The following is a 16575-nucleotide window of genomic DNA, read 5'->3' as shown; positions in this document are numbered from 1 at the left end:
TTAACTTATTTGAGGTGATTCACTATATTCTGCCCAAAGCGCATCTAAAGACTTACCGGTATATTGATTCCATAAATCTTCAGAATAAGTTTTATTGCGCATATTCTTATCTAGTTTCTGAACAATGTTTTTATCGTATTTTTTAGTTAACCAATACAGGAATCTTGCGGTAATTCTATAACTATTTTTATACGAATTTTCTGGTTTATAATCAGGGAGGCTCCATCCTGCACCCTTATTATCTACTCCGTATTTAAAGCGAACATAATCGGCGATGCCTTCAGTTAACCATCCCGGGCCACTGTTTGGCGGATAGGACTGAACGATATGCATTACCTCATGAGTAATCACATCCAAATCTCCCGGTTTTTTGGCTAACCAGTCTGAACTAATCGTTATACGCCCATTATGCGCATAAGCCACTCCATCATATTCCGTATCAATTTTCACTCTAATAGTATCCATAGATTCGGGATTAAAATCCTTAACTAATTTTGGATATACTTTAAAAAAAGTTTTTACCAGTCCCTTCTTCGTATCTTTATTTAAATTAGGATCATGATTGGTAAAAATTAATACTTTTCCTTTTTTTTCAAAGGTTTCTTGTTGCTGGCAGAAGGCTAAAGAGCTCACTAATAAACCTGCAGCGATTACAATTTTTTTCATTTTAATTATTGGGGTTTAGATTATTTTTTTGCTGAAAGAGAAAAAGGTTTATCTCTTTCACCAGTTCCTCTTTCTTTATTAGGAGAGGTACTCATCTTTAAATCAAATGTTCCTCCGGTTAGTATATCATCATAAGTGATAAAATTTTTGGTATAATTTTGTCCATTTAAGCTTGCTGCTTCGATATATACATGATCCTTATCATTCTTTGGGGCGTTAATCACAAATTTGTTTCCGTTTTCCAGCGTTATGGTTGTTTTCTTAAAAACTGGACTTCCTAAAACATATTGATCTGTTCCCGGGCATACACTATAAAATCCTAGCGCGCTTAAAACATACCAGGAGGAGGTTTGTCCCTGATCTTCATCTCCGGGATATCCGTTTTCGGTATAATCATATAATTTATCCATTACGTTTCTGGCGTGATATTGGGCTTTCCAGGGTTGTTTTGCATAATTATAAAGATAAATCATATGTTGGATTGGCTGATTACCATGGGCATATTGTCCCATATTTGCCATTTGCATCTCTGTCATTTCATGTATTTTACCGCCATAAGTTCCAACATGCACGGTATTTGGCGAAGTAAAAACTTCATCTAATTTTGAAATAAAATTATCATTACCTCCTATTAAATTAATTAAGCCTTGAGGATCCTGAAATACAGACCATAGATAATGCCATGCATTGCCTTCTGTAAAAGGACCGCCCCACTCGAACGGATCAAAGTTTTCTACCCATTCGCCGTTTTTCTTTCGGCCACGCATAAAGCCTACTTCCGGGTCATATACATTTTTATAATTGTAAATCTGGCGACCAAAAATTTCTTCATAGTATTTGTTTCCTGATGCTTTGGCTAACTGATAACCACAAAAATCATCATAGGCGTATTCTAAAGTTTTTGCAGTAGCCTCACGCACTTCGGGGTAAGCTATGTATCCTAAAGTAAAATATTCTTTCCAGCCTTGTCTTCCGCTGGAAGGTCCTATTGGACTTTCGTTAGTAGCTTCATGGTAATAAGCCTCTAATGCTTCTTCGGGATTAAAAGTTTTTAAACCTTTTACATAGGCGTCTGCCAACAGTGATATGGCATGATTACCAATCATTCCGCCAGATTCACTAGGGAAAGACCATGAAGGTAACCAACCTCTTTGATGATAAGCATCTACCAAAGCAGACACATAATTGCCATGCATCTCTGGATATAAAATTGCATTTAAAGGAAACTGTCCTCTAAAGGTATCCCAGAAACCGGTATCGGTGTACATATAGCCATTATGAACTTTTCCATCATACGGACTGTAATAAAACGGATCTCCATTTTCGTTAATTTCATAGAACTTTCTCGAAAAAAGACTAGCTCTAAAAAAACAGGAATAAAAAGTCTTCATTTGCGCTTCAGTTCCGCCTTCAACCAAAATTTTACTCAGTTGTTTATTCCAGACCGCTTTTGCATTGGCCTTTGTTTGCTCCAAATTGCGATCTTTTCCCAGTTCTCGCTTTAAATTAAGTTGAGCCTGGTCTAAACTTACGTATGATGATGCGATTTTTGCCTGAACTTTTTGGCCATCCTTAAATTGAATATAAGCACCGATGCCTTCACCTTCTTTTGAGGTCTGGTTCTCCCAGGTTTTTCCATTTCTATTTTCCCATATTCCAGCCTCCTGAAAAGATTTATCAAACTGAATCACAAAATAGTTTTTAAAACCTTTTACGCGATCCATCCCTCTACCATTTCTTACAAAACCAGTAATCTGACGGTTCTTTCTATCAATTTTTATTCCGCTTGCACCGGTATATCCATCAATAACGATATATGCTTTTTCATTCTTAGGAAAGCTAAAGCGCATATGGGAGCCTCTTAGGCTAGGAGAAACCTCTGTAGTGATTCCATTATCAAAATCCACTTTATAATAATGTGGTTTAGCTATTTCATTATCGTGATTAAACTTCGCTCCGCGTTCTAAATCCGAGAGTTTCAACTGTCCGCTAACTGGCATTAGTGAGAATACCGCGTAATCATTGGTCCAGGAGCTGCATTGATGCGCCTGCTGAAAACCCCTTATGGTATCTTTAAAATATTGGTATTTCCAGCCATCGCCATTTCTGGCGGTTTGTGGAGACCAGGTGTTCATTCCAAAAGGTAATGCTATTGTAGGATAGGTGTTCCCTCTGGTTAATTCGAATTTCGAATTTGTTCCCTGTAAAGTATTTACATATTCTACAAGATCTTTTACAGGATCTGTGGTGGCATTTAATACTCCTGTAAAAAATAAAACGATTAGACTTAATTTTTTAATATTCATATTTTCGGATAAGAATAAAATGCAATCGTTATCGCTTTAAATAGCCTAAGACTGCCAATTTGTTAAAATTGTTATAATTTCAATGAAAATAATAAAGTTAAATCGTTTTAGCAAATTAATTTTAAAAAAGGCCCATTTTTTCGGAAAATGGGCCTTTTAGAAATTACCTGTAACTACAGGTTTAGTTAGGATCAGATTTTAAATATATACTAATCTTCAGGGAATGTATACACGCTCCATTCACTCATTTGAAATAAACCATCACCATTATTATTGATAACGTCTAATCTATAATAAGTATAAGAAGCATCATTATCAAAATAAAATTCTCTTGTTTGTCCTCTGGAACTAAAAGTTTCTCCAGATCTCTCGTCGAGCACATCCCAGTTTTCTCCATCATTAGATCCTAAAATTTGCCAATTTAAAGGATCTCTACCAGGTGCATCATTCCCCGAAGTAAATTGATATATGTTGATTATTTTAGCTTCATTGAATTGTAATGTCACATAAAACGGCTGGAGATAAGGTGATAAATATTTGGTACTCAAATCTCCGTCTATAAGCTTAGGAGATCCTTCTGCCCCCTCTCGTCCATTACTATTCTCTCTGTTGACCGCGATAGCCGCTTGACTAGTTATATCAATAGGCGCCGCAGATATTACTTTCAATCTTGATTGTGCAGTAATTTCATCAGAGTCCTGTGAAGTGATTTTTAAAACAGTCTCTCCCGATCCTGTTGCTGTTACCGATACAGATTTATCGTCATTCATTTGTAAATCTGCAACACTTGGATCTTCTACTTCCCAAAGATAATCCCGCACTGGATAAATATTTGGAATGAACCTGGCTGATACCTCTATGGTTTCTCCTGAAACTAATAGTATAACATCATTATCTATAGCTACTCCACTTTCAGTAAGTGGTGCGAAATCTCTACGCCCCTCACAAGCCACTAGTGAAATGATCACTACGGCCAGTACCAACGCTTTTATATTTAAAAATTTTCTAATTTCCATAATATTCATATTAATATCCAGGATTTTGTTCTATGTTAGGATTGGTTTGTACCTGCCTGTAGGGGATAGGATAAAGTTCAGTATGATCGTCCCCATCCGGGGTTTTATCCCACCAGGAACCAGTTGTAAACCTATCAAACCTTATCAAATCTGTTCTACGTTTTCCTTCAAAAATAAATTCACGGCCTCTTTCAACTAATAATTCATTCAACGTAAAATTAGCAGTGGTATACATTTCATTTGGCCAATCTTCTTTAGTAAAATACCTGCTTTTACTTTCGTTAATAAGTGATACAGCTTCAGAAGTTGCTCCGCCTCCATTTTGTCTCATTAAAGCTTCTGCTTTGTTAAAGTACATTTCAGTTAAACGATAGATCACGAAGTCATTTTCAAGATAATTTTCATCTTTCTGAACACCTGAACGGTATTTATGGAAACGAGCACCACTGTTTTCTTCCCCATCAGTCATACTTCCTTGACCAGTTTGACCCTCTGTATTTCTTCGGATATTATTTACATATATCAATGGTTGATTTCTATATTCTTCAGTTCCAAGAATTGGTTCTGTCGTTCCATATTCATATTGAGGTCCAAATAAGAACCATTCTTGTTTACGGATATCATTCTCCTTATAAGCATCAAATGCACTAGGTATTACTACAAAAGCATTCCATCCAGCATATGTCACATCTAAAGCATCCTTCATATTATCAAACCCTGCATAAAAAGCCGTCCAATTATATCCAAAATCATTTTGTCTGCTAAATGGAAATTGAAAAATATTTTCCGGAGAATCTTCATTGGTATTATTATATGGTCCAAGAGGATCCTGGTCTAGCATCATCGTACCAGTTAAAGAACCTCCTTCTCCATTAATTACTTTATCTGAATATTTAATACAATCTGCCCATCTGGCTTCTCCGGACCACACTTCAGCATTTAAATAGAATTCAGATAACATTGCATAGCCAACCGCTTTTGAAACACGTCCCAATAATTGTGGCGATAAAGGCTGAAGCTTTTCAACATTATCTAGCAATTCTTGCTCTATAAAAGCAAAAACCTCTTCTCTACTTTGAGTTGCAGGATTAAGATCGGAACCTGGTTTAGCAATTTCGGTAACGATAGGAACATTGCCCCACATATCCATAATTTTCATATAATGATATGCTCTAAGTACTTTAGATTCTGCAATGAATGACTCCAATTCTTCCTGGGTAATATTTGCTGCTTCTGGATCGACCTGTTCAATATCCTCTATCGCTGCATTTACATAACCTAAACCCGTCCACATCAAGGACCAGGCTTCAAGCAAACGGCTTTCCTCTGTAGTCCATGTATGATAATGTTGCCTTATATGATCTCCATTATCGTAGGCATGACGACCTTTCTGTGGCCATGCAACCTGATCTGCAGAAAGCTCATTGTGATAATAATAACCATTTTGTCCTGTAAAAGCCAACCACGCCTGCATATGGGTAAAGGGACGTAATGTTGCTTGGATAATCTCTAATTTACTATTGTAAAAATTTGATTTAGAAACTTCTGAATATAGACTTTCATCTAAATCAGTACAACCAACTATACCGAAAAAGCATAAAAGACAAAAAAAGAATTTATTATATTTTAATCTTTTCATCATATTTTTTTTAAAAGTTTACATTTAAACCTAAGGAGACAGTGGTCGTTCTAGGATAAAAATTCCTGTCGTCTATACCAGGATTTAATCCCGTATCCTGCACTTCGGGATCCCTGTTTCCATCATTATAACCGGTAATGGTCGCTAAATTTCTGGCACTTGCATATAACCTCAATCGCTTAAAGTTCCCCTCTTTGGGAAGTTCAAAATTATACCCTAATGTTAGGTTATCAAGCTTAATAAAATCTCCACTCTCTAAGTAATAATCTGAATACTGAGCAGCATCATTTATATGGCTATATTGACCAAATGCGGATGTTAAAACATTGGCAGGCAATAAATTTTGAGTTCCATAAAACATATCTACAGTATTCAATATATCATAATCAAACTTTCCTCTAAAGAACACGGTTAAATCAAAGTTTTTATATTTAAAGGTATTGGTAAAAGATGCATAATATTTTGGCATACCATTACCTATTATCGCTTTATCTCCATCAGTCATTTCATCAGAATTACCGATAGATCCATCCGCTTTATAGAATAACCATTTTCCATCACGAGTAAATCCAGCAAATCTTTTCCCATAAAAATTACCAATTGGACCACCTTCAGTATTTCTAATGGCATTGCCTAAATTACCAGGGTTCCCTATATTTCCTCCATCAATTTGTGCAACAATAAATTGATCATTTGAAAGTTTTTCTAAAGTGTTTTTTTGATAATTCCCTGTTAGGTCTATATTCCATTTAAAATCCCCTGTATTAACAACACTAGCACTTAATGCGAGTTCTACCCCACTATTTTTTATTGTACCAACATTAGTATAAATATTACTACGAACATAAGGTGGTTGTGGAACGGCATAGTTGTATAATAAATCTTCTGTAGTACGATCGTAAACATCTATACTCCCTGTTATTCTATTAGATAAGAAACCAAAATCTAAACCAAAGTTTAATTCCTTTTTACGCTCCCATCTTAAATCGGCATTTGGGTTCTTAGCAGGTCCTAAGGTTTGGTAATAAGTTGGATCAGTCGCGCCATCCAGAAAAATTGGATATTTTCCACCCGTACTTAAAGTCACTAAAGATTGGTAATTTGGTATTCCTTGGTTACCGGTTATACCATAACCCACCCTTAATTTCAAATTAGAGAATACATTTTGCTTATCCATAAATGCTTCGTCCGAAATTACCCACGCACCAGATATAGCTGGAAAATCTCCCCACTTATGATTAGCTCCAAACTTAGAACTACCTTCATGTCTTATGGAAGCTGTTAGGAAATAGCGATCTAAATAAGAGTAGTTAATTCTAGAGAAAAATGCGATTAACGTATTATCTTCTTTAAAACTACTTAATCCCGGTCTTGGAAGATCGGTATCTATAATTGCATTACCCCATCCCATATTCCAGTCTAAAAAAGCATCCGTATTAAAACCACTGTTACTCATCGAATACTCCTCTTTTGTAGTATACTGATAACTATAACCTCCTAATAAATCAAAGGTATGATCGCCTAAGTCACGTTCAAATGTAATGGTTGGTTCAAAAGTTTTAGTATAATCTACATGATTGCCTTTACGAGCATAACCAGTTCCTCTATAATCTCCATTTATATTCGACCAATCTTTTATGGATTCAAAATATCGGTCATTCCATACATTTCTTTGATACGACCCAAAGGCAGCAATCTTTAACCCTTCAATAATTTCAAAGGTAGCTTTGGCATCCCCAGAAAACGTATATTGCTTCCTTAGATCAAATCTATTTGCATATTGAGAAAACGGATTATATAAATTAGAGGGCTGGTAATAACCATATTCACCCGGGTTGTTTAAATCCCCTCCCGGTGGGGCATAAATTGGAGTCGTTGGGTTCCAATCGGCAACTATTCCAAATTGATTAACCGGATTACCATTACTATCTAAACGACTTCCCAATAAATTAGCATTATTAAAATTAGTCGCAACACTCGATTGAAAATTAAATTTATCTTGGAATGCAGATTGATTAAAATTAATTCTAAAACCATACTCTTCTCTTTCATTTTCCAAAGCGATACCATCCAATTTCTGATAATATAAGGAAGCTCGATAATTACTACTTTCACCACCACCAGAAGCTACAAAATTATGATATTGACTTAAATTTTCTTTATCCACTAATTCATCGTAGATATCCGTAGTAAATCCATAGTCATTGACTTCCCCAATGATGCCCTGACCTATAATATCTCTATATTGGGCCGCAGATAGAAAATCAGGCTTATTTCGAACATAATCTCTAGAAACATAAGAAGAATATTCAAACTGGGACGCCCCTTTTTTACCTTTCTTGGTAGTAATCAAAATAACACCATTATTACCACGAGTTCCGTAAATTGCAGATGCAGCTCCATCTTTTAAAACATCGAAAGATTCAATATCATTTTGTTGGATTAAATCGAGATTACCGCCGGGTATTCCATCAATCACAATCAGTGGTTCTCTATTACCGGTAATAGAAGTAACCCCTCGTAGTTGGATTGAAGCACTTCTATTGGGATCATTACCACCTACCCTGGTAATAGAAAGCCCGGCAATTTTACCTTGAACAAGATCTAAAGGAGAAGTCACTACTCCCTGATTAAAATCTTCTTCCGATACTTTCGTCACAGCCGTAGTAACCGATTTTCTGGATTGTGTACCATATCCAACTACCACAACTTCATCTAAGGCCTGTTGGTCGTTTTCTAATATTACATTAATGGTTGCATTACCATTAATGTTTTTTTTAACCGTTGTCATTCCCACAAAGGAGAACACTAAAACGGAGTCATCTCCAGGTACATCAATGGCGTAATTTCCATCGAAATCTGTTTGTGTACCAATACCGGTACCTTCAACCCTCACGGTCACTCCGGGCAAAGGCAGTCCCTCGCTGTCCTTTACATTTCCTTCTACCGTTGTCTGAGCCACAGCTTTTGTACTAAAAGCTGAAAAAAGAACAACGAAAAGAAGCAATTGTAAAGATTGGAAAACAAAGGATAATTTACCAAATCGATTGTAGTTAATCGATTTAGCACAATGTAGTTTTTGTTTTTTCATTAATGCTAATTTTTAGTTAGAATTCACACTTTATTATAAGGCGAATATAAATAAAACGATTTAGCTAAAAAATAAAAATATTATTTTATTCTGAAATAATTATTAAATAGACATTATTTCAGAATGAAAACTCAGGATTTACATGGTCTTACAACTTTTTATTTGGAAAAGATGAATTCCTTTTAATTAATGAGGCAGGAAGTATTTTTTGATTTCTATAAGGTTTTTCCGGAGTGCTTTTTAACATTTTAAGTATAGTATTCATCAATTCTTTTCCTATTTCTTCCAGAGGCTGTGAAACAGCAGTAATTGGTGGAAAATAAATTTTGAAAAGATCGTTATCATCAAAGGTGATAATACCCAGTTCATTAATCTTTTCTGGAAAGGATTCTCTTATTACTTCTAAACCCATCTGAGTGAGATAGTTGGTAGCAAAGAAAATTGCATCCAGATCATTATTTGCTAAATAATCTGCTATAAGCTCTTTTACTCTGCCTGTTTTCTTTTCGTAAAAAGGAACTTCCAAAACAAATTCATCCAAATCATTTTCTTTCATTGCATCGCGATAACCTCGCTGTCTTGCTTCCATCTGGGTTTGATTTGAAGCAATAGTAATAAAACCAATTCTTTTATAAGAATTATCAATAAGATGCTGACTAGCATCATGCACAGCTTCCGAATTATCTATGATCACGTAGTTCGTGTCGATTTCAGGAAAATATCGGTCAAATAATACTACAGGGATATCATCTAAAACTAAATCAGATATATCTTCCTGAATACCTGGAGAAGGCACTATAATATAACCGTCTACCTGTCGTTCCCTAAACAGATTAATCAACTCTCTGGAACGATCGTCTTTATTTTCGTTGCTACAAAACAATACTTTATAGCCTTTATCATAAGCAATATCTTCTATTATTCTTGCCAGCTTAGAAAAAAAATAATTGGAAATATCCTCTACCATTACCACGATAATCTTACTTCTTCCCGTTCTGAGACTCTGGGCAAGTTGATTAGGTTTATAATTAATGGATTTAGCATATTCCAAAACTTTCTTTGTTACTTCTTCGGAAATTCTTTTTTCCTTCGCTTTTCCATTTAATACGAAGGATACCGTAGTTACCGAGACATTTAGGGCTGCCGCAATGTCCTTTATAGAATGTCTTTTGTTTTTCATGTTAATTTGGTTATTTAGTTAGTGTAGCAGGATGATTTAGGTTCTTGGCAAAGAACTGTTTCTGTATTGGATATCACAGTCTAACTCGATCTTCTTAATGATATCTTCATCATCCTTTTTCTTCAACTTATTTAACATCAATTCCATTAGTTGTTCCCCTATCTTTTGTAATGGTTGCGAAATTGCAGAAATGGAAGGATTAAAAAGTTTGAATAAAATAACATCATCAAAAGAGAAAAAACCTTTGGTTTGCAGATAATCCGGATACTCCTCCTGTAAGAATTCTAAAGCATTAACCGCGAGATAATTTGTAGCAAAGAATATGGCATCAAAATCATCTGTATTTTTTATTTTCTCCCGAAACAAGCCTTTACGTTTTTCCAGATCTTTCTGTGCAAAGGAAATTTCAAGAATATTTGGCGTTAAACCGTATTCTTCAACAGCGTTGGTATAACCTAAACGCCTATCCAGCATCTGGGTTTGCTTCATATCTGTGGTTACAAATAGAATTTTTTTAAATCCATTCTGGATTAAATTATTTACAGCCGTATACGTTGCCTGTTTGTTGGCCGCCACTACGTGACTTGCGTTTAGTCCCGGAAAATAACGGTCGAATAAAACCACGGGGATTCCATCGTTAATCAGCACTCTTACATCATTTTCTATACCGGGAGAGGGCACTATAATATAGCCATCTACCTGCCTGTTCCTAAAAAGATTAATCAATTCCCTGGATTTCTTATCCTCATTATCATTACTACAAAATAATACCCTATATCCTTTTTTATAGGCTATATCTTCAATAACCCTGGCTACCCGGGAATAAATATCTTCAACCATTACGACTAAGATCTTACTTCTCCCCGTTCTTAAGCTTTGCGCTAATTGATTTGGACGATAATTTATTTTAGTGGTAAAGGCTAAAACCTTGTTAGTTAATTCTTCTGAGATTCTTTTCTCTTTTGCTTTTCCATTTAAGATGAAGGAAATAGTTGTTGAAGAAACACCAAATTCTTTGGCTATATCTTTTAAAGAATAACGCTTTTTTTTCATTTAATACTTTAAATATTATTCACCCCGCCAGTGATCTTAAGAATACCTGCATATCATTTAAAAATACATATTCTTAAGCCATTACACAAAATTCTACTTTAGACCAGATAGCCCATAAACATTCTATCCTTTATTGAAAATATACACTATATAACTGCTATATGATTATAGATCTAAAATTTAGTCCGTTTAAAACATAAAACAGCTAGCAGATTAATTTAAAGATATCAACCCCTGTTTTATACCTCGTTGCAGACGTGCTGCAATATAGTCATTTTTAATTCACTTGATTTTATCAATTGAGTCTCTAAAATTGATAAAGGCAATCTTAGATAAGATCTATTTTTAGTATGCTCATTATTGGTTTATCGCAAATGCAAAGTGGCATAATATAATGAAGACTTTTATCATTCTTACAATTGAAATAAAAAAGCCGACAAAACGAAGTTATCGGCTTTAGTTTAAATACTATACTGATGTTATATTACCAAAAATACCAGTAAAAAGCACCTGTTAAAGCTAAAATAACAGCTGAATGTACAACATCCCATTTATTCCAGCTTTTACGATCCTCTTCATTATCTTCTTTAGTGGTAGTTCCAAAAACCAAACCTTTAATTTTCTGTGGTTCCGGTGCTTTTGTAGCTAAACTTACACCGATGACTACCAGAATACAGAATAAGAACATCCAACCACAGAAATATAACCAGTTAAGATCATAAAATAGATATTTAAATAGCGAATCTGGTGCATCAGTCAAATTACTGTAATATACTTTAGCTCCTAAACGTGTTAAACCTATCACCAATCCAGAAATTAATCCCCACATACCGCCTTTGGCACTGGTTCGCTTCCAGGTAATTCCTAATAAAAAGGCCGAAGCAATTCCTGGTGCTAATACGGACTGTACATCTTGCAGATAGGTATATAATACGTCGCCCACACTTCTCATAATTGGAATCCATAATATTCCTAATACCACAATTACAAGGGTTGCAAACTGACCGATTTTCACCAATTTCTTTTCTGGTGTCTCTGGTTTTAAACGTTTATAAAAATCGATAGTAAATAGCATCGCAGACGAGTTAAATAAAGAAGCTAAAGAACTCATCAATGCTGCTAAAATACCACAAACTACTAAACCTTTTACTCCTGCTGGTAACAGCTTAGCTACCAAAGTAGGAAATGCAGCATCGGCATTGGCTACACCATTATCCAAAAATGGTAAGAATCCTTCTCCTCCAGATTGTATGCTCTGATAATGAATTGAAAAAGCGATCATTCCGGGAATTAAGAATAAAAATACCGGCAACAACTTTAAGTAAGCACCAAAAATAGTTCCACGACGAGATTCTTTTAAATTCTTCCCAGAAAGGACACGCTGAACGATGTATTGATCTGTACACCAATACCAAAAACCAATGATTGAAGATCCAATTAAAGCACCTAACCATGGAAAATCTGGATCTTTATTACTTCTTATAAGATTCGCCATAGAATCCCCATAATCATTCACTTCTATAGAGCTGGTGATGGCCATCATTTGATCCCATCCCCCTACTTCTTTAAGCCCCAAAACCACAATGATAGCCGAACCTAAAAGTAATATTGGCGTTTGTAAAATAGAGGTATATAAAACTGATTTCATACCACCAAAAATGGTATATAAGGCCGTAATTAAAACCAATCCTATTGCAGCAATCCAAAAGAAATCAATTCCCCATAGTTTCTCGATTCCAAATACTTCCTGAAAAACGAGTCCACCGGCATATACCGTAACAGCTACCTTGGTAAGAACATAACTAATTAAGGAAATTACAGAAAGTATTGTCCGGGACTCTTTATTATATCTTCTTTCCAAAAATTCCGGCATGGTATATACCATACTTCTGCTATAAAAAGGAACAAAAACCCAACCCAAAATTAAGATCATCCAGCCTTGAATTTCCCAGTGCGCCATGGCCATACCGCTAGAAGCACCGGCACCAGCAAGACCTATTAAATGTTCAGACCCAATGTTTGAAGCAAATATAGATGTTCCAATGGCAATCCAACCTGCATCTTTACCTCCTAAAAAATAATCTGCCGAATCGTTAGACTTTTGTCTTACTACATAAAGAATGACTCCAATAAGCAAAAGACAAAATACCCCTATAACAATCCAGTCTAAAATGTCGAATGTTTGCATAGTATTATTTTACAGAGAATTTAAAGGTTGTTTTGGAGCTGTATTGCTCTCCCGGGTTTAAAACCACCGCTGGAAATTTTTCCTGATTAGGAGAATCCGGATAGTGTTGTGTTTCTAAACAGAAACCAGATCTTTTAGCATAGGTTCCATCCCCACCTTGCTGTGGTAAAGTACCATCTAGAAAGTTTCCTGTATAAAATTGAATCCCGGGTTCTGTAGTTGAAACTTCCATAAATCGGCCACTTTCAGGATCATAAGCCGAAGCTGCAAAATGCATATCTTCGGATTGATCATCTAGCACCCAACAATGATCATAACCTAATCCAAGCTTTAATTGCTCATTTTCAGCTTCAATTTCTTTACCTACTATTTTAGCTTCAGTAAAATCAAAAGGAGTTCCTTCAACGTCTCTTATTTCCCCCGTAGGAATTAAAGTTTCATCTACCGGTAAAAACCGATCGGCATTAATAACCACTTCATGATCTAAAATGGTATTATCAAAATCTCCGGTTAAATTAAAATAGGAATGCTGTGTAAGGTTAACGACTGTCTTTTTATCTGTTTCAGCCTCGTAATCAACGTCCAGAGAATTATCTTCATTTAAAGTATAGGTTACTTGTACATCAAGATTTCCAGGGTATCCCATTTCTCCATCTTTACTCTTATAAGTTAAAACCAAAGAAGTACTATCAGCAGGCACTTCAGCAGTCCAAACCACTTTATCAAAACCTTTATCACCACCATGTAAAGAATTTTGACCATCGTTTTGCGGAAGTTGATATTCTTCCCCATCCAAACTGAATTTACCGCCGGCGATCCTATTTCCGTACCGACCTATTAGAGCTCCAAAATAAGGATTATCTGAAGTGTACTGACTTATGGAGTCGAAACCTAAAATGACATTTTCAAATTCGCCATTTTTATCGGGAACTTTAAGTGAAGTAATACGACCACCGTAGGTGATAATTTTTACTTCCATTCCTGCTTTGTTAGTTAAGGTATACTGTTCTACCTTTTCACCTTCAGGAGTCGTTCCGTAATCTTCTTTAGTCAAGAAATCGATTTCGGATTCCCTTGTAGTTACATTTTCTTTAGTTTTTTCAGACTTTCCGTCTCCCTTACAATTAGTAAGGGAAAACAGAAAACTGAAAAGACATAAAAAATAAACTGTATGCTTTATTTTTTTCATAATTTAAATACTATTACATTTTATGTTGAAAGAGATGATAGTAAGCTTCGTTGGCATTAATGGTATCTTTAAAGTCCCTTAATTTGGTATCTTCATCGATAACTAAAAGCTCTACCCCTGCAATATCGGCAAAATCTTCCATATATTCTGTGGTTAACGCTTGCGTATAAACAGTATGATGCGCTCCGCCTGCTAAAATCCAAGCGGTAGCAGCAACTTCAAGATCTGGTTTACAATCCCAAAGCACTCTTGCCACCGGTAATTTAGGCAACTCCTGCTCTGGTGCAACAGCTTCTACCTCATTTACGATAAGTCTAAATCGGTTACCCATATCAACCCAGGTAGCATTAATTGCTGCTCCGGCAGGGGAATTAAACACTAATCGTACAGGATCTTCCTTTCCTCCTATACCTAATGGATGAACTTCACAAGACGGTTTAGCATCAGCTATACTTGGACATATTTCTAGCATATGTGATCCCATTACCAACGATTTCTCTGGTGTAAAGTGATACGTATAATCTTCCATAAAAGAGGTTCCCCCTTCCAATCCATATGCCATTACCTTCATTACTCTGGTTAAAGCTGCCGTTTTCCAGTCACCTTCACCTCCAAAGCCATAACCATCGGCCATTAATCGCTGTACGGCAAGACCTGGTAATTGCTTTAATTCTCCCAGATTTTCGAAGGTATCTGTAAAAGCTTTAAACCCGCCTTCTTCTAAGAATTTACGCAGGCCTAATTCAATTTTAGCAGCATCAATTAAAGATTGCCTTTTTTCTCCACCTTCTTTTAAACTATCGGTTAGATTATAATCCGTCGCGTAAGTATCCAGTAATTTGTTTAGCTCATCGTCAGTAACCTCATTAATCTTCGTCACGATATCTGAAGAATCAAAAGCATTTACTGCTACTCCAAATTTCATTTGAGCTTCTACTTTATCACCTTCGGTTACGGCCACATTACGCATATTGTCACCAATACGAGCAACTTTAAGGTTTTGCATTTCGTTCCAGCCTAAAGCTACGCGAGACCAGATACCAAGTTTTTTCTGAACGCGCTCCGTTTTCCAGTGGCCTACGATGACCTTACGTTTTTTACGCATTCTGGACATTATGAAACCAAATTCACGATCTCCGTGAGCCGATTGATTTAGATTCATAAAATCCATATCGATATCGCTCCATGGCACCTCAGCATTAAACTGTGTGTGTAAATGACAAAGAGGTTTACTTAAAAGTGTTAAACCTTTAATCCACATTTTCGCCGGTGAAAAGGTATGCATCCAGGCCACTAAACCAATACACTTTTCTGAATTGTTGGCGTCGCGCATTACAGCAACGATTTCATCTTCAGTTTTTACGGTGTCTTTATAAACAACTTTAACCGGAATTTCTGTAGAAGCATCTAATCCTTCTACAATTTCTTTTGAATTTTTAGCAACCTGTTCTAAAGTTTCAGGTCCGTATAGATGCTGGCTTCCTGTTATAAACCAAATTTCTTTACTCTCTATGGCAATCATTGAATGTTTTGTTTAGGTTATTAATTCTGACCGTAATAGGCATTTTTACCATGCTTACGTTCATAATGTTTTTTAATTAAAGAATCTTTTAATCTTGGTGCATTCGGATTTATTTGTAAAGTCAGGTAAGCCATTCTGGCTACTTCTTCTAAAACTTTACTGTTATAAACCGCTTTAGCTGCTGTTGGTCCCCAGGTAAAAGGCCCATGATTACCTAACAACACCATTTGCACCTCTTCGTAAGATAATCCCTTATCTTTAAAGCAGTCCAAAATCTGGATACCTGTATTTTGCTCGTAATTACCGGCAATAAGCTCATCTTTCATTGGGGGTGCACAAGGAATGTCTGCCGTTAAATGATCGGCATGGGTGGTACCAAAAATCGGAATATCCAACTGGGACTGGGCCCACGCTACAGAGTATGTGGCGTGGGTGTGAGCAATTCCCCCAATATTTTCCCAGTTTTTATATAAGTAAGCATGTGTTTTTGTATCTGAAGATGGTCGCATTTCTCCTTCAATCACATTGTTTTCGAAGTCCAGAATCACAATATCTTCAGGTTTTAAATCGGCATAAGGAACTCCGCTTGGTTTTATGGCAAAAACCTTATTTGTACGGTCTACTGCACTAACATTCCCGAAGGTATAAATAACAAGATCTAAAGCATCCAGCTGCATATTCGCTTCGTAACACTCTTGTTTTAAAGATTTATATTTAGAGCTCAT

11 protein-coding genes are annotated in these 16575 nt (G+C 35.9%); all 11 read right to left on the bottom strand.

The window, feature by feature from the left end:
• On the bottom strand, positions 1-666 hold the full coding sequence (locus ZPR_RS10250; RefSeq protein WP_013071585.1) for a basic secretory protein-like protein: 666 nt from the start codon (positions 664-666) through the stop codon (positions 1-3).
• Between the two features lie 20 nt (positions 667-686).
• Positions 687-2972 carry a GH92 family glycosyl hydrolase gene (locus ZPR_RS10245; protein WP_013071584.1) on the bottom strand — a complete coding sequence of 762 codons (2286 nt, stop codon included), beginning with the start codon at positions 2970-2972 and terminating at the stop codon, positions 687-689.
• Between the two features lie 209 nt (positions 2973-3181).
• Positions 3182-3988: a discoidin domain-containing protein gene (locus ZPR_RS10240; protein ID WP_148211705.1), complete on the bottom strand. Its 807-nt coding sequence runs from the start codon at positions 3986-3988 to the stop codon at positions 3182-3184.
• 10 nt (positions 3989-3998) lie between these two features.
• Complete coding sequence (locus tag ZPR_RS10235) at positions 3999-5630, bottom strand: RagB/SusD family nutrient uptake outer membrane protein (protein ID WP_233421390.1); 1632 nt, start codon at positions 5628-5630, stop codon at positions 3999-4001.
• A 7-nt stretch (positions 5631-5637) separates the two neighbouring features.
• The gene (locus ZPR_RS10230; protein WP_013071581.1) at positions 5638-8718 is read right to left on the bottom strand and encodes a SusC/RagA family TonB-linked outer membrane protein; all 3081 of its coding nucleotides are present in this window, start codon (positions 8716-8718) and stop codon (positions 5638-5640) included.
• A 148-nt stretch (positions 8719-8866) separates the two neighbouring features.
• Positions 8867-9898: a LacI family DNA-binding transcriptional regulator gene (locus tag ZPR_RS10225; RefSeq protein ID WP_013071580.1), complete on the bottom strand. Its 1032-nt coding sequence runs from the start codon at positions 9896-9898 to the stop codon at positions 8867-8869.
• A gap of 36 nt (positions 9899-9934) precedes the next feature.
• Entirely contained in the window at positions 9935-10951 is a 1017-nt protein-coding gene (locus tag ZPR_RS10220; RefSeq protein WP_013071579.1) for a LacI family DNA-binding transcriptional regulator, read from the bottom strand.
• Between the two features lie 484 nt (positions 10952-11435).
• The gene (locus ZPR_RS10215) at positions 11436-13139 is read right to left on the bottom strand and encodes a sodium:solute symporter (RefSeq protein ID WP_013071578.1); all 1704 of its coding nucleotides are present in this window, start codon (positions 13137-13139) and stop codon (positions 11436-11438) included.
• 4 nt (positions 13140-13143) lie between these two features.
• The gene (locus tag ZPR_RS10210) at positions 13144-14328 is read right to left on the bottom strand and encodes an aldose epimerase family protein (RefSeq protein ID WP_013071577.1); all 1185 of its coding nucleotides are present in this window, start codon (positions 14326-14328) and stop codon (positions 13144-13146) included.
• Between the two features lie 13 nt (positions 14329-14341).
• A complete protein-coding gene (araA, locus tag ZPR_RS10205) occupies positions 14342-15850 on the bottom strand; it encodes an L-arabinose isomerase (protein WP_013071576.1) in 1509 nt (502 codons plus the stop codon).
• 20 nt (positions 15851-15870) lie between these two features.
• A complete protein-coding gene (locus ZPR_RS10200; RefSeq protein ID WP_013071575.1) occupies positions 15871-16575 on the bottom strand; it encodes an L-ribulose-5-phosphate 4-epimerase in 705 nt (234 codons plus the stop codon).

The organism is Zunongwangia profunda SM-A87 (assembly GCF_000023465.1).
Lineage (GTDB): Bacteria > Bacteroidota > Bacteroidia > Flavobacteriales > Flavobacteriaceae > Zunongwangia > Zunongwangia profunda.
Note: the sequence above shows the minus strand (reverse complement) of the source record. Positions and strands in the feature narration are given on the sequence as shown.

Coding starts and splice junctions, on each gene's coding strand:
- ZPR_RS10250 (WP_013071585.1), bottom strand. CDS start 666: ATGAAAAAAATTGTAATCGCTGCAGGTTTATTAGTGAGCTCTTTAGCC.
- ZPR_RS10245 (WP_013071584.1), bottom strand. CDS start 2,972: ATGAATATTAAAAAATTAAGTCTAATCGTTTTATTTTTTACAGGAGTA.
- ZPR_RS10240 (WP_148211705.1), bottom strand. CDS start 3,988: ATGGAAATTAGAAAATTTTTAAATATAAAAGCGTTGGTACTGGCCGTA.
- ZPR_RS10235 (WP_233421390.1), bottom strand. CDS start 5,630: ATGATGAAAAGATTAAAATATAATAAATTCTTTTTTTGTCTTTTATGC.
- ZPR_RS10230 (WP_013071581.1), bottom strand. CDS start 8,718: ATGAAAAAACAAAAACTACATTGTGCTAAATCGATTAACTACAATCGA.
- ZPR_RS10225 (WP_013071580.1), bottom strand. CDS start 9,898: ATGAAAAACAAAAGACATTCTATAAAGGACATTGCGGCAGCCCTAAAT.
- ZPR_RS10220 (WP_013071579.1), bottom strand. CDS start 10,951: ATGAAAAAAAAGCGTTATTCTTTAAAAGATATAGCCAAAGAATTTGGT.
- ZPR_RS10215 (WP_013071578.1), bottom strand. CDS start 13,139: ATGCAAACATTCGACATTTTAGACTGGATTGTTATAGGGGTATTTTGT.
- ZPR_RS10210 (WP_013071577.1), bottom strand. CDS start 14,328: ATGAAAAAAATAAAGCATACAGTTTATTTTTTATGTCTTTTCAGTTTT.
- araA (WP_013071576.1), bottom strand. CDS start 15,850: ATGATTGCCATAGAGAGTAAAGAAATTTGGTTTATAACAGGAAGCCAG.
- ZPR_RS10200 (WP_013071575.1), bottom strand. CDS start 16,575: ATGAGCTCTAAATATAAATCTTTAAAACAAGAGTGTTACGAAGCGAAT.